This is a genomic window from Alterirhizorhabdus solaris, from assembly GCF_007785815.1.
Taxonomy (GTDB): Bacteria; Pseudomonadota; Alphaproteobacteria; order Sphingomonadales; family Sphingomonadaceae; genus Alterirhizorhabdus; species Alterirhizorhabdus solaris.
On sequence record NZ_VNIM01000022.1, the window covers coordinates 1 to 12,014 of the forward strand.

13 protein-coding genes are annotated in these 12,014 nt (G+C 67.9%); 3 read left to right on the forward strand and 10 right to left on the reverse strand.

The window, feature by feature from the left end; all coding sequences use genetic code 11:
• From FOY91_RS22310 to rimP, 5 genes are all read right to left on the reverse strand, one after another.
• Positions 1 to 727, reverse strand: a 727-nt coding sequence (locus FOY91_RS22310) for a translation initiation factor IF-2 associated domain-containing protein (protein ID WP_238995294.1), incomplete at its 3' end; no start/stop codon positions are given.
• A complete protein-coding gene (locus FOY91_RS07395) occupies positions 728 to 1,486 on the reverse strand; it encodes a DUF448 domain-containing protein (RefSeq protein ID WP_145149650.1) in 759 nt (252 codons plus the stop codon). It lies immediately after the preceding gene.
• The gene (locus FOY91_RS07400) at positions 1,473 to 1,703 is read right to left on the reverse strand and encodes a tautomerase family protein (RefSeq protein WP_145149652.1); all 231 of its coding nucleotides are present in this window, start codon (positions 1,701 to 1,703) and stop codon (positions 1,473 to 1,475) included. The genes FOY91_RS07395 and FOY91_RS07400 overlap by 14 nt, the downstream gene beginning before the upstream one ends.
• Positions 1,703 to 3,301, reverse strand: a complete 1,599-nt coding sequence (gene nusA / locus FOY91_RS07405; RefSeq protein ID WP_145149654.1) for a transcription termination factor NusA — start codon at positions 3,299 to 3,301, stop codon at positions 1,703 to 1,705. The genes FOY91_RS07400 and nusA overlap by 1 nt, the downstream gene beginning before the upstream one ends.
• A 5-nt stretch (positions 3,302 to 3,306) precedes the next feature.
• Positions 3,307 to 3,882 (reverse strand): ribosome maturation protein RimP, encoded by a 576-nt coding sequence (gene rimP, locus FOY91_RS07410; RefSeq protein WP_145149656.1) that lies wholly within the window; start codon positions 3,880 to 3,882, stop codon positions 3,307 to 3,309.
• Between the two features lie 199 nt (positions 3,883 to 4,081).
• Here rimP and FOY91_RS07415 point away from each other — a divergent pair, with 199 nt between their 5' ends.
• Both FOY91_RS07415 and FOY91_RS07420 read left to right on the forward strand, forming a co-directional pair.
• A complete protein-coding gene (locus FOY91_RS07415) occupies positions 4,082 to 5,263 on the forward strand; it encodes a PQQ-dependent sugar dehydrogenase (RefSeq protein WP_145149658.1) in 1,182 nt (393 codons plus the stop codon).
• A 203-nt stretch (positions 5,264 to 5,466) separates the two neighbouring features.
• The gene (locus FOY91_RS07420) at positions 5,467 to 5,646 is read left to right on the forward strand and encodes a hypothetical protein (protein WP_145149660.1); all 180 of its coding nucleotides are present in this window, start codon (positions 5,467 to 5,469) and stop codon (positions 5,644 to 5,646) included.
• Positions 5,647 to 5,653: 7 nt separating this feature from the next.
• Here the strand turns inward: FOY91_RS07420 and thpR are convergent, their stop codons facing one another.
• Positions 5,654 to 6,178 carry an RNA 2',3'-cyclic phosphodiesterase gene (gene thpR, locus FOY91_RS07425; RefSeq protein WP_145149662.1) on the reverse strand — a complete coding sequence of 175 codons (525 nt, stop codon included), beginning with the start codon at positions 6,176 to 6,178 and terminating at the stop codon, positions 5,654 to 5,656.
• Positions 6,179 to 6,306: 128 nt separating this feature from the next.
• Between thpR and FOY91_RS07430 the strand changes: the two genes are divergently transcribed.
• A complete protein-coding gene (locus tag FOY91_RS07430; RefSeq protein WP_145149664.1) occupies positions 6,307 to 7,035 on the forward strand; it encodes a Bax inhibitor-1/YccA family protein in 729 nt (242 codons plus the stop codon).
• 72 nt (positions 7,036 to 7,107) lie between these two features.
• Here the strand turns inward: FOY91_RS07430 and FOY91_RS07435 are convergent, their stop codons facing one another.
• Genes FOY91_RS07435 through clpA form a run of 4 tightly spaced genes read right to left on the reverse strand, consistent with a single transcriptional unit; the run spans position 7,108 to position 11,888 of the window.
• The gene (locus FOY91_RS07435; protein WP_145149666.1) at positions 7,108 to 7,737 is read right to left on the reverse strand and encodes a glutathione S-transferase family protein; all 630 of its coding nucleotides are present in this window, start codon (positions 7,735 to 7,737) and stop codon (positions 7,108 to 7,110) included.
• Positions 7,738 to 7,748: 11 nt separating this feature from the next.
• Entirely contained in the window at positions 7,749 to 8,630 is an 882-nt protein-coding gene (locus tag FOY91_RS07440) for a dienelactone hydrolase family protein (RefSeq protein ID WP_145149668.1), read from the reverse strand.
• A 28-nt stretch (positions 8,631 to 8,658) separates the two neighbouring features.
• Entirely contained in the window at positions 8,659 to 9,537 is an 879-nt protein-coding gene (gene bla, locus FOY91_RS07445; RefSeq protein ID WP_420822865.1) for a class A beta-lactamase, read from the reverse strand.
• 38 nt (positions 9,538 to 9,575) lie between these two features.
• Positions 9,576 to 11,888, reverse strand: a complete 2,313-nt coding sequence (gene clpA / locus FOY91_RS07450; protein ID WP_145149671.1) for an ATP-dependent Clp protease ATP-binding subunit ClpA — start codon at positions 11,886 to 11,888, stop codon at positions 9,576 to 9,578.
• Positions 11,889 to 12,014: the final 126 nt, after the last annotated feature.

Below are 12,014 nucleotides of genomic sequence, written 5' to 3' on the forward strand. Positions count from 1 at the left end.
AAGGGTAGAGTGGGCAGGGAGAGGTGTATAAGAGAGAGGGTTTGAGGGGCGGCGTGGCCGACGAGGGAGCGGGGGGGGCGGCGTGCCACGGGCGGCTGAAGGTGCAGTTGTAGGTAGCGGAGTTTTTTTTTTGCAAGAAGAAGCCGGAATACGAGACCCTGAGATGTCTCGTGGGCTGGGAGATGTTTATAAGAGACAGCGGCGAAAGCGTGCGGGTCGGCACCGGGCGCTGCTGCGCCCGTGGCGGGGCCGGGCGCGGCGGGGCGGCCGGGGTCGGCGCGCGAACCGGCGCAGGCGCAGGTGCCGTTGCGACCGGAGCGGACGGCGTCGGTGCGGAGGCGGCCGCGACGGGTGGCGCCGGCGCAGGGGCCGGCGGGGTCACGGGTGCGGGCGTCTCTGCGACCGGCGCAGGGGCTGCGACCGGCGCAGGTGGCGCAACCGGCTCGGCTGCGGCAACCGGGGCGGGCGGTGCAACCGGGGCCGGTGCGGCGGCAGGCGCGGGCGCTGCCACGGGAGCGGGCGCCTCCACGGCAACGGGGGCGGGTGCCTCCGCGACGGGCGCTTCCGCTTCGCCGGGCTTGGTGAGCACGCGGCGCCGCTTGGTTTCCACGATCACGGTGTTCGAGCGGCCGTGGCTGAAGCTCTGCTTCACCTTGCCCGTCTCGACCGTGCGCTTCAGCCCCAGCGGTGCGCGCATACCCAGTTTCGGCTTGTCGTTATCGCTCATCTAGCAACCGAACCCTTCACTCTCATCCCGAAGCGCCGATGGCCCCTGCGAACCCATGTCGCAAGGATCGTCGCCGTCATCTCGTCCAATAAAGTCACACCAGCGACCGAGCGCTTGCGCGACGCGCGCGGCGGCAGCCGGCACGATCAGCGCGATATGTACCACATTTTCGCGGCCCAACGCCATCGACAATATGGCCCGGTTCGCCGGGATTACGAGTCCCCGTGCGCCGCTGCCCTGTTCCTCACGACCCACCCGCAGCGCCTGATCGAGCTTGCGGTTGCCGTCCGCCGCCGCATCGGCGGCGTGGATCAGCATCGCCACGTTGCCCCGCCGCGCGGCCTCGGCGATCTTTTCCGATCCGGTCAGCAACGTGCCGGCGCGCGCCTCCAGCCCCAGCCGATCCAGCGTGGCGCGGCGCAATGCCTCCTCGATGCGGTCGGGCAGATCGTCGGGGATGGTGAAGGTGGCGGTCTTGAACGCACGCGCCAGACCGCCCTTCAGCCTGCCCTTGGCGATCGCGGTTTCCAGCGTGGCGCGGTCCACGCCGATCCACGCGCCGCGCCCGCCGGCCTTGGCGCGCACATCGGGCGCGACGCTGCCGTCCGGCCCCAGCGCGAGGCGGACGAGCGCCATGCGCGGCGCCTTCTCGCCCGAGAGAACGCATTTGCGCTCGGGCACGTGACGTTCCTTCCGCCCGGCGTGGCCCGGCGGTTCGGCGTCGGCGGTCAGGCCATCGGGGCGATCATCGTTGCCCATCCGCGAAAGCGTCCTCCGGGATCGGAGGCGCCGCGCGATCGGCGATCAGGATGCCGCCCGCACCGTAATTCTCAAGCGACAGCTCGGTGATGTTTACCTGCACCGCGCTCGCCGGCTTGCCCAGCCGCTCGCCCATCACGCGCGTCACGTCGGCGACGATCCCCGCCTTCTGCTCGCGCGTGGCGGGGCCGGCGAGCCGGATGTCGATGAACGGCATCAGGCCTCCGCTTCCGGGGCGGCGTCGGCTTCCGGTTCATCGAACCAGTGCGCGCGCGCGGCCATGATGATCTCGTTGCCCTGATCGTTGGTCAGGCCATATTCGGAAAGGATGCCCGGCTTGTCCTCGGCGCGGTTGCTTTCCACCCGGCGGCGCGGCTCGACCCGCTTCTTGAGCACCAGTTCGTCGGTGGAGAGATCGCCCAGATCGTCGAGCGTCTTGATGCCGGCCTTGCCGAGCGTCACGAGCATCGCCTCGGTCAGATACGGCATGTCGATCAGCGCGTCGTCCACGCCCAGCCCCTGCCGCAGTTCGCGGTTCACGGCTTCGCGACGGTCGAGCGCTTCCTGCGCGCGGCTCTGCAACTCGGCGGCCAGTTCCTCGTCGAAACCCTCGATCGTGGCGATCTCGTCCGCCTCGACATAGGCGACTTCCTCCAGCGAGCCGAAGCCTTCGGCCACCAGCAGCTGAGAGAGCGTCTCGTCCACGTCCAGCTCGTTCTGGAACAGCTCGCTGTTCGTCACGAACTCCTTCTGGCGTTTCTCGCTGGCGTCCGCCTCGGTGAGGATGTCGATCGCCGAGCCGGTGAGCTGGCTGGCAAGCCGCACGTTCTGGCCGCGACGGCCGATCGCCAGCGACAGCTGGTCGTCGGGCACCACCACCTCAATACGGCTGTCCTCCTCGTCGATCACCACGCGGGCGACCTGTGCCGGCTGCAGGGCATTGACCACGAAGGTGGCCAGATCGGGCGACCAGGGGATGATGTCGATCTTCTCGCCCTGCATCTCCTGCACCACCGCCTGCACGCGGCTGCCCTTCATGCCGACGCAGGCGCCGACCGGATCGATGCTGCCGTCGTGACTGATGACGCCGATCTTGGCGCGGCTTCCCGGATCGCGCGCGGCGGCCTTGATCTCGATGATGCCGTCGTAGATCTCCGGCACTTCCTGCGCGAACAGCTTCTTCATGAAGTCGGGATGGGCGCGGCTGAGGAAGATCTGCGGCCCGCGCGTCTCGCGCGCCACGCGCAGGATCAGCGAACGCACGCGATCGCCCACGCGCACCACTTCGCGCGGGATCTGCGCGTCGCGGCGGATGACGCCCTCGGCGCGGCCCAGATCGACGACGACGTGGCCGAACTCCACCCGCTTCACCACGCCGGTGATGATCTCGCCGGCGCGATCCTTGAACTCGTCATACTGGCGGTCGCGCTCGGCATCGCGCACCTTCTGGAAGATCACCTGCTTGGCGGCCTGCGCGGCGATGCGGCCGAACTCGATGTTCGGCAGCGGATCGACGATGAAGTCGCCGACCTTGGCGTCCTTCTGGAGCTTCTCGGCTTCCTTCAGGTTCACCTGCTTGAAATAGTCCTCGACCTCCTCGACGACCTCGACGACGCGCCACAGCCGCATGTCGCCCTGCTTGGTGTCGATCTTGGCGCGGATGTCGTTCTCGGCGCCGTAACGCGAGCGCGCGGCGCGCTGGATCGCGTCCTCCATCGCCTCGATCACGATCTCGCGATCGATCAGCTTCTCGCGCGCCACGGCGTCGGCGATGGCGAGCAGCTCGGCCTTGTTGGCGGAAATGGCGGTGGCCATCGGCTTCATCCTTCCGTTGAATTTCTGTCGGCGGCGTCGGCGGGCGCACCCTCGACGATCGCGTCTTCGATGATCTTGTCCGCACCCTCGGTGGAGAGCGGCGCGGTGGCCTTGATGAGCGCGTCGGTCAGCAGCAGCTTGGCGTTGCCGATCGAGGCCAGCGGAATCAGCACCTCGCCGACACGCTCGGCGTGCAGCTTCACATGATCGCCCTCCAGCCCGTCCAGCCGGCCCTCGAACACCTTGCGGCCATCGAGCGGCACCGCGAGCCGGATGCGCGCGTCGAAGCCCTTGAAGTCCTCGTAATCCGGCCGGCGGGTCAGCGGCCGGTCGATCCCGGGCGAGGATACCTCCAGCCTGTATGCTTCCTCGATCGGGTCTTCGGCGTCGAGGATCTCGGACACGCGCCGCGACAACGCCTCGCAGTCACTCAGGTCGAGCTGGCGGGTATCCGGCCGCTCGGCCATGATCTGCAACGTCGGATCGCTCTTGCCGCCGAACATCGCCACGCGGACGAGCGAGAGCCCGAGTGCCTGCGCCTCGGGTTCGATCAGCTTCATCAGCAGCGCGATATCCGCCATTCAATCTCCTGCCGCATCCGCGGGCAACGACATAAGCGCCTTCATCAGCCGGCTCCGGGGGGAGCCGACCTCGGCAAAGTTTCCAATGTCGAGAAGACGGGAGCGATATAGCCGGGTTCGCCCGCGCCGACAAGACTGCAACATTGCGCGGACGGGGGCGTTCGCAGTTATCGATCTGGTCGTTTGTTCGGAGTGATATATGCGCCTCTCCCCCCTTCTCCTCGCCACCGCCGCACTGCTCGTCGGCTGCGGCAGTCGGGGAGACGCCGAGTCCGCGGCGGCGCCCGCGCCCGCCGCCGGCGCCAGCGTACAGGCGCCGATCACCGGGCCGCAGCGCGGTGCCGCCAAGCCGTTCGATGCCACGCCCGTCGCCAAATTCGCCGCGCCCTGGGCGATGACGTTCCTCCCCGACGGGCGGATGCTGGTAACGGAAAAGGCCGGGCAGATGCTGCTCGTCTCGGCGGACGGGAAGACCCGGCGCACCGTTACCACGATCGCGGCGGTCGACTCGGCGGGGCAGGGCGGGCTGATGGACGTGGTGCTCCACCCCGGCTTCCCGCAGAACCGGCTCGTGTATTTCAGCTATTCCACTGCCGGGCAGGGCGGCAAGGGGGTGGTGCTGGCGCGCGGCCGCCTCGCTGGCAAGCCCGGGGCCGAGACGCTGGACGGGATCGAAACGATCTTCCGCGCCAGCCCGCTGGTGGAGGGCAACGGCCATTATTCGGGCCGCATCGCCTTCGCCCCCGATGGCAAACTGTTCTTCACTAATGGCGAGCGGCAGCAGTTCGATCCGGCGCAGGACCCCAGGGTGACGCTCGGCAAGGTGCTGCGGCTGAACGACGACGGCACGCCGGCCGCCGATAATCCGCTTTCGGCGAAGGGCTTCCACCCCGCGGTGTGGAGCTATGGCCATCGCAACCTGCTCGGCATCGCCTTCGACGCCAAGGGGCGCTTGTGGGAGCAGGAGATGGGGCCAAAGGGCGGCGACGAGGTGAACCTGATCCTGCCGGGTCGCAACTACGGCTACCCGATCGTCTCGAACGGCGATCATTACGATGGCCGCGTCATCCCCGATCACTCGACCCAGCCCGAGTTCGAGGCACCCAAGGTAAGCTGGAATCCGGTCATCTCGCCCGCCGGGCTGATGTTCTATTCGGGCGCGCTGTTCCCGGCGTGGCAGGGCAGTGCCTTCATCGGTGGCCTGTCCAGCAAGGCGCTCGTCCGGATCGCCTTCGATGGCGACACCGCGCGCGAGGCCGAGCGGTTCGACATGGGCGCGCGCATCCGCGAGGTGGAGCAGGGGCCGGACGGCGCGCTCTGGGTGCTGGAGGACGGCGAGAGCGGCGGCCGCCTGCTGCGGCTGATGCCGAAACCCGGCTGATCGCAGGGGAAAAATGCCCGGGCCGTTTACCATGTGAGCGGGGTCACAACCGGGCGGTCGGCGGCCGGCTAGGGACGTCGGCGAGGCGGGGCGGTATGCGACCCACCGTCCCGTCTCACCCCGCCCCGCCGGCCGATCGTGCAAAGATGCGGCATCCACCGGCACGCCATGCTAGGCGCGGCGCTGATCGCAGGGAGTCACTCATGGCCGAGAAGTTCGAACGACACCGCCAGCCGTGGACGCAGGACGAGATCCAGAAGCTCCACACCCTCGCCAAGAAGGGCATGGCGCTGAAGGCGATCGCCAAGGCGCTGACCCGCAGTGAGGAATCGGTGAAGACGCGGGCCAAGGAAGACGGGTTGTCGATCAACAAGCTGCGCTGACCGGCGCCTACGCCAGCGGGTAGCGTTCGATCACCAGATAGGTCGCGCCGTCCCGGCCGAGAACGCTCTCGTACAGGCAGAATTCCGTCATCTCATAGGTTTCAGACACGATCGGCCCGGTCGGCACCATGGCCGGCGCGGCGGCGCGGCTGAAACGGGCGATCGTGAGGTGCGGCAGATAGGCCCGGCCCTCCGGTGCGATACCGACGCGGGCCAGCGCCTGCGTCACCTTGGCGTGGAGCCGCGTCACATCGTCGGCCGGCGTCACCCCTGCCCACAGGCTGTCGATCCGGCCGTGGCGATCGAAGCAGCCGATCCGGTCCAGCGCCAGCGCGAAGCGGGGGAAATGGACCGCACCGAGCGCGGCGGCGATATCCTCCCCCACGTGGCGATCGACCGCGCCGATGAAGCGCAGCGTAAGGTGCAGTTGCGCGTCGTCCTGCCAGCGCGCGCCGGCGATACCGCCCTGCAATGATCGCAGCCGGGCGCGCATCGCGGCGGGTGGACGGAGAGCGACGAACAGGCGGTGCATGGCGTCCCCGGCAAACAATCGACACAAACGGCGCCAGCCGCTTTCCCTTGTATTCGCGGGGAGGGCGGCCGATATTCCCCAAAGGCGATCCCGCTTTGGTCGATCGCCTTATCGGGAGTTTTCTTGCGATGGCAAACTGGTCTGACCCCCGGACGACCGCTGCGGCGAGCCCGTCGTCGGTCGGAGCACGGGAGGCCGAGGTCCATGCAGGGCTTCGGTCCTACATGCTTTCGGTCTATAACTACATGGCATCGGGCGTGCTGCTGACAGGTATCGTCGCGATGCTGTTCGCCGGCTCGGGCTATGCCCAGCAGGTGATGGCGACGCCGCTGCGCTGGCTCGTCATCCTCGCGCCGCTCGCGTTCGTGATGGTCCTCAGCTTCGGTATCAACCGCCTGCAGACGAGCACGGCGCGGATGCTGTTCTGGGCCTTCTCGGTGGCGATGGGTCTGTCGATGTCGACGATCTTTCTCGTCTACACCGGCACATCGATCGCGCAGACGTTCTTCGCGACGGCGGCGGCCTTTGCCGGCCTGAGCCTGTTCGGCTATACCACGAAGAAGGATCTGTCGGCGTTCGGCACCTTCCTCATCATGGGCGTCGTCGGCCTGCTGGTGGCGATGGTCATCAACATCTTCCTGCAGTCGCCGGTGATGCAGCTGGTCATCAGCGGGATCGGCGTGCTGCTGTTCGCGGGCCTCACCGCCTATGATACGCAGAAGATCAAGAGCATGTACTTCCAGGTGCAGGGCACGGACTTCATCGGCAAATCGGTGGTGATGGGTGCGCTGACCCTCTATCTCGATTTCGTCAACATGTTCACGTTCCTGCTGCAGTTCATGGGCGACCGCCGCTAACCTTCAGCGTCACGACAAACAAAAGGCCCGGCGGAGCGATCCGCCGGGCCTTTTGCCGTCCGGTCGCTGCGATCAGCGTGCCTGATCCGGCATGGCCCCATCGTCGATCTCGGTGGCGCGCCGGTGAGCCGGCCGTTCCGCCAGTCGGGCGGCGAACGCCTCGAACGCCGGACGTTTCTCGATCGAGCCGAACTGCAACCCCCACATCACATGCGCGCCGACATACAGGTCCGCTGCCGAAAACCGATCGCCGGCCAGCCACCCGTCGACCGACAGCGCGTCTTCCAGAACGTCCATGACGGTGGCGAAATCGCCGTAACCGGCCATCATCTTCTTGTCGTACGGCACCGTCACGCCAAGGGCCTTGTCGGTCACGGCGGCCTCCAGCGGGCCGGCGGCGAAGAACAGCCAGCGATAATAAGGGCCGCGTGATGCAGCGTTGGGCGCGGGCGCGAGGCCGGCGGCCGGGAAGGCATCGGCCAGATAGGCGCAGATCGCGGCAACCTCGGTCACCACGGTCTGCCCGTGCACCAATGCCGGCACCTTGCCCATCGGGTTGATCGCCAGATACGCCGGCGCCTTCATCGCGCCGTCGTAGCCGAGGATCTTCGTCTCATAAGGCTGCCCCACCTCCTCCAGCATCCAGCGGGCGATCCGCCCGCGCGACATCGGATTGGTGTAGAGCGTCAGCGTGTCGGTCATGCCCGCCTCCCTCAACCGAGCCGGGCGTGGAGGAAGGCGATCGTGCGATCCCACGCCAGTTTCGCCGCCGCCGCGTCGTAACGACCGACGGCGGTATCGTTGTTGAAGGCGTGGTTCACCCCCGGATAGACGAACGACTCCACCGGAACCCCCGCCTTCTTCAGTGCCTCGGCCCACGGCAGGCCGGTGGCGTTCACCCGATCGTCCAGCCCGGCATAATGAAGCAGCATCGCCGCCTTCACCTTGCCCGCCTCGGCCGGGGCGGGGGCAGGGCCGTAATAGGGGACGCCGGCCGTCAGCGCGGTGCCGGCGGCCACCGCCAGGCGGTCGGTCAGCGCGCCGCCCCAGCAGAAACCGACCGCGCCGACCTTGCCGTTGGTCGTCTTGTCGCCGCGCAGCCATGCCACTGTCGCTACCGCATCCGCCGTGGTGGCAGCGAGATCCAGCGCGCCGATCATCGTGCGCGCCTTGTCTTCATCGGTCGGGGTTCCGCCGGCCACGGTGAGGAAATCGGGTGCAACCGCCACGAACCCCGCCAGCGCCACCCGGCGGGCGACGTCGCGGATATGCTCGGTCAGGCCGCGGTTCTCGTGGATCACGATCACTGCCGGCAAGCGCCCCTTCGCGCCCGCAGGCGCCGCGCGATAGCCCGAGAGCGTTCGCCCGCCCGCCGCTGGCCAGCGCACCGTCGCCGTCTTCAGGCGCGGGTCGCCGGCCGGCACGATCGCAGCGGCCGCCGGGCTGGCGGCGATGCTGGCGAGCAGCGCATTGGCCGCCACGGTGCCCCCGGCGACCGCCGTCAGTTCCGCCATGAAGCTGCGGCGATCCTGCGTGCCGTGGGTGAAGCGATCGTAGAGCGCAATCGCCTTCGCGCGGATGGTCTCGTCGGTCATCGTCGTCTCCCGGTACGTCGGGGGGAGGCTAACCCCGGCCGCCCGGCGGAGGCAAGGCCGCGATCACCGCGCGCGCCGCCGCCGCCAGCGCCGCGTTGCGCGCCTCGGTGGGCACGGTGGCGCCGGTCAGATAGGCGGTCATCAGGATGGGTGCGCGCCCCGGCGGCCAGAAGATGCCGATGTCGCAGGTGGTGCCGTTCTCGCCCGCGCCGGTCTTGTCGCCCACCGTCCAGCCGGTCGGCACGCCGGCCCGCAGCCGGGTGTCGCCGGTACGGTTCGCCACGAGCCAGCCGGTCAGCGTCGCCCGCCCGGGCGTGGACAGCACCGGGCCTAACAGCAACCGGTGCATCGTGGCGAGCATGGCGGCGGGGCTGGTGGTATCGCGCGGATCGCCGGGGCGCGCTTCGTTCAGCACCGGCTCGATCCGGTCGAGCCGCGTCACCCGGTCGCCCAGCCCGCGCACGAAGCGGGTGAGCGCCGCCGGCCCGCCCAACCGCGCGAGCAGCAGGTTGGCGGCGGCGTTATCGCTTTCGGTCATCGTCGCATGGCACAGTGCGCGCACCGTCAAGCCCGTTGCCACATGGCGGGCGGTGACGGGCGAGTGCGCGATAAGATCCGCCGCACCGTACGGCACGATCGCATCAAGCGTGCCAGGCAGGCGACCGGCCCGGTGGAGCGTCATCGCCGCGACGAGCAGCTTGAACGTGCTGCACATCGGAAACCGCTCGTCCGCGCGATAGCCGGCGGCCTCGCCCGTGGCGGTATCAAGCATCGCCACGCCCAGCCGCCCGCCCGTCGTCGCCTCGATCGTCGCCAGCCGCGCGGTCAACCCCGGCACGCGGGCAAGCGCCGCCGACCCGACCAGCGGCGACACGAAAAGGCCGGCGAGCATCGCCCGCCGGCCCATCCGTGCCGCCGCGACGGGCATCACCCCGTCGCCTGGCCTCACGCCTGCACTTCTTCCTTGGGCTTGCCGCCCTTCTTGGGCTTCTTCGGCGCGGCGGCGGTGATCTCGAAGGCGAGCGCGTCGTCCTTCAGGTGCACCTTCACCTCGCCGCCGTGGACGAGCTTGCCGAACAGCAGTTCCTCGGCCAGCGGCTGCTTGATCTTCTCCTGGATCAGCCGGCCCATCGGCCGCGCGCCATAGAGCTTGTCGTAGCCGCGTGCCGTCAGCCAGCCCTTGGCGTCGTCATCCAGCGCGATGTGCACCTCGCGGTCGGCGAGTTGCAACTCCAGCTGGAGGATGAACTTGTCCACCACCCGACTGATGACCTCGGTCGGCAGATAGCCGAATGGCACGATCGCATCGAGCCGGTTGCGGAATTCCGGCGTGAACATCTTCTTCACCGCTTCCTCGTCCTCACCCTCGCGGGAAAGATTGCCGAAGCCGAGCGATTCGCGGGCCATGTCGGAGGCGCCCGCGTTCGTCGTCATGATGAGGATGGTGTTGCGGAAATCCACCGTCTTGCCGTGGTGATCGGTCAGCTTGCCGTTGTCCATCACCTGCAGCAGGATGTTGAACAGGTCCGGATGTGCCTTCTCGATCTCGTCCAGCAGCAGCACGCTGTGCGGATGCTGATCGACCGCATCGGTGAGCAACCCGCCCTGATCGTAACCGACATAGCCCGGGGGCGCGCCGATCAGTCGGCTGACCGAGTGACGCTCCATATATTCGGACATGTCGAACCGCTGGAGCGGGATGCCCATGATGCTGGCGAGCTGCCGTGCGACCTCCGTCTTGCCGACGCCGGTGGGGCCGGTGAAGAGATAGTTGCCGATCGGCTTGTCCGGATCGCGCAAGCCCGCCCGGCTCAGCTTGATCGCCGAGGACAGGAGGGTGATCGCCTGATCCTGCCCGAACACCACCCGCTTGAGGTCCGTCTCCAGCGTGCCGAGCGACTTCTTGTCGTCCGACGAGACCGATTTCGGCGGGATGCGCGCCATCGTGGCGATCACGCTTTCGATCTCCTTGGGCGTGATGACCTTCTTGCGCTTGTTTTCGGGCACCAGCATCTGCATCGCGCCCGCTTCGTCGACCACGTCGATCGCCTTGTCGGGCAGCTTGCGGTCGTTGATGTAGCGCGCAGACAGCTCCACCGCCGACTTGATCGCGTCGGGCGTGTACTTGACGTGATGATGCTCCTCGAACGCGGAACGCAGGCCGGCGAGGATCTTGATCGTATCCTCCACGGTCGGCTCGTTCACGTCGATCTTCTGGAAGCGCCGCAGCAAAGCGCGGTCCTTCTCGAAGTGGTTGCGGAACTCCTTGTAAGTCGTTGATCCGATGCAGCGGATGCTGCCGCCGGACAGGGCCGGCTTGAGCAGGTTCGAGGCATCCATCGCGCCGCCGCTGGTGGCGCCGGCGCCGATCACGGTGTGAATCTCGTCGATGAACAGAATGGCGTGCGGCAGCTTCTCAAGCTCCGTCACCACCTGCTTCAACCGTTCCTCGAAGTCGCCGCGATAGCGTGTACCGGCCAGCAACGCGCCCATGTCGAGCGAGTAGATGACGGCGGGAAGCAGCACCTCCGGCACCTGCCCCTCGACGATCTTGCGCGCCAGCCCCTCGGCGATCGCCGTCTTGCCGACGCCGGGATCGCCCACATAGAGCGGGTTGTTCTTGGAGCGGCGGCACAGGATCTGCACCGTGCGATCCACCTCCGGGCCGCGCCCGATCAGCGGATCGACCTTGCCGTTCCGCGCCTTCTCGTTGAGATCGACGCAGAACTGCTTGAGCGCGCTCTCGCCCTTCTTGCCGTCCTGCTTGGTGGCTTTCTCTTCCTCGGCGCCTTTCACGTCACGTTGCTCCGTGGGTTGGCCGGCCTTGCCGACGCCGTGGCTGATGAAGCTGACCGCATCGAGGCGGCTCATGTCCTGCTGCTGCAGGAAGAACACGGCGTAGCTCTCGCGCTCGCTGAACAGCGCGACGAGCACGTTGGCGCCCGTCACCTCCTCGCGGCCCGAGGATTGGACGTGCAGGATGGCGCGCTGGACGACGCGCTGGAAACCACTGGTGGGGGAGGGATCGGTATCGCTCCCCACCTTCAACGCATCCAGTTCCGTGTCGAGGTAGAGGCGCACGGCCTCTTTCAGGTCGGCCACCTCCACGCCGCAGGCCGCCATCACCTTGGAGGCATGCTCGTCGTCGATCAGCGCCAGCAGGAGATGTTCGAGCGTGGCATATTCGTGCCGGCGGCTGCTGGCCGCGGTCAGCGCGTTGTGGAGCGTCTGCTCCAGTTCGCGGGCAAAAGAAGGCATGGGCATCTACTCCTTCGAACCCGGATGATCGGCGATGCCATCATCGACGGGGCTGTTGACCCCCATGTCGTGATGGAGAAGCGCGCGATCAAGAAGTGCGGCGACCCGCCGGATATTCCGCCCCGA

Bases quoted from the DNA above. Each gene is read 5' to 3' on its own strand.
- FOY91_RS07395 (WP_145149650.1), bottom strand. From the start codon at position 1,486: ATGGGCAACGATGATCGCCCCGATGGCCTGACCGCCGACGCCGAACCG.
- FOY91_RS07400 (WP_145149652.1), bottom strand. From the start codon at position 1,703: ATGCCGTTCATCGACATCCGGCTCGCCGGCCCCGCCACGCGCGAGCAG.
- nusA (WP_145149654.1), bottom strand. From the start codon at position 3,301: ATGGCCACCGCCATTTCCGCCAACAAGGCCGAGCTGCTCGCCATCGCC.
- rimP (WP_145149656.1), bottom strand. From the start codon at position 3,882: ATGGCGGATATCGCGCTGCTGATGAAGCTGATCGAACCCGAGGCGCAG.
- FOY91_RS07415 (WP_145149658.1), top strand. From the start codon at position 4,082: ATGCGCCTCTCCCCCCTTCTCCTCGCCACCGCCGCACTGCTCGTCGGC.
- FOY91_RS07420 (WP_145149660.1), top strand. From the start codon at position 5,467: ATGGCCGAGAAGTTCGAACGACACCGCCAGCCGTGGACGCAGGACGAG.
- thpR (WP_145149662.1), bottom strand. From the start codon at position 6,178: ATGCACCGCCTGTTCGTCGCTCTCCGTCCACCCGCCGCGATGCGCGCC.
- FOY91_RS07430 (WP_145149664.1), top strand. From the start codon at position 6,307: ATGGCAAACTGGTCTGACCCCCGGACGACCGCTGCGGCGAGCCCGTCG.
- FOY91_RS07435 (WP_145149666.1), bottom strand. From the start codon at position 7,737: ATGACCGACACGCTGACGCTCTACACCAATCCGATGTCGCGCGGGCGG.
- FOY91_RS07440 (WP_145149668.1), bottom strand. From the start codon at position 8,630: ATGACCGACGAGACCATCCGCGCGAAGGCGATTGCGCTCTACGATCGC.
- bla (WP_420822865.1), bottom strand. From the start codon at position 9,537: ATGGGCCGGCGGGCGATGCTCGCCGGCCTTTTCGTGTCGCCGCTGGTC.
- clpA (WP_145149671.1), bottom strand. From the start codon at position 11,888: ATGCCTTCTTTTGCCCGCGAACTGGAGCAGACGCTCCACAACGCGCTG.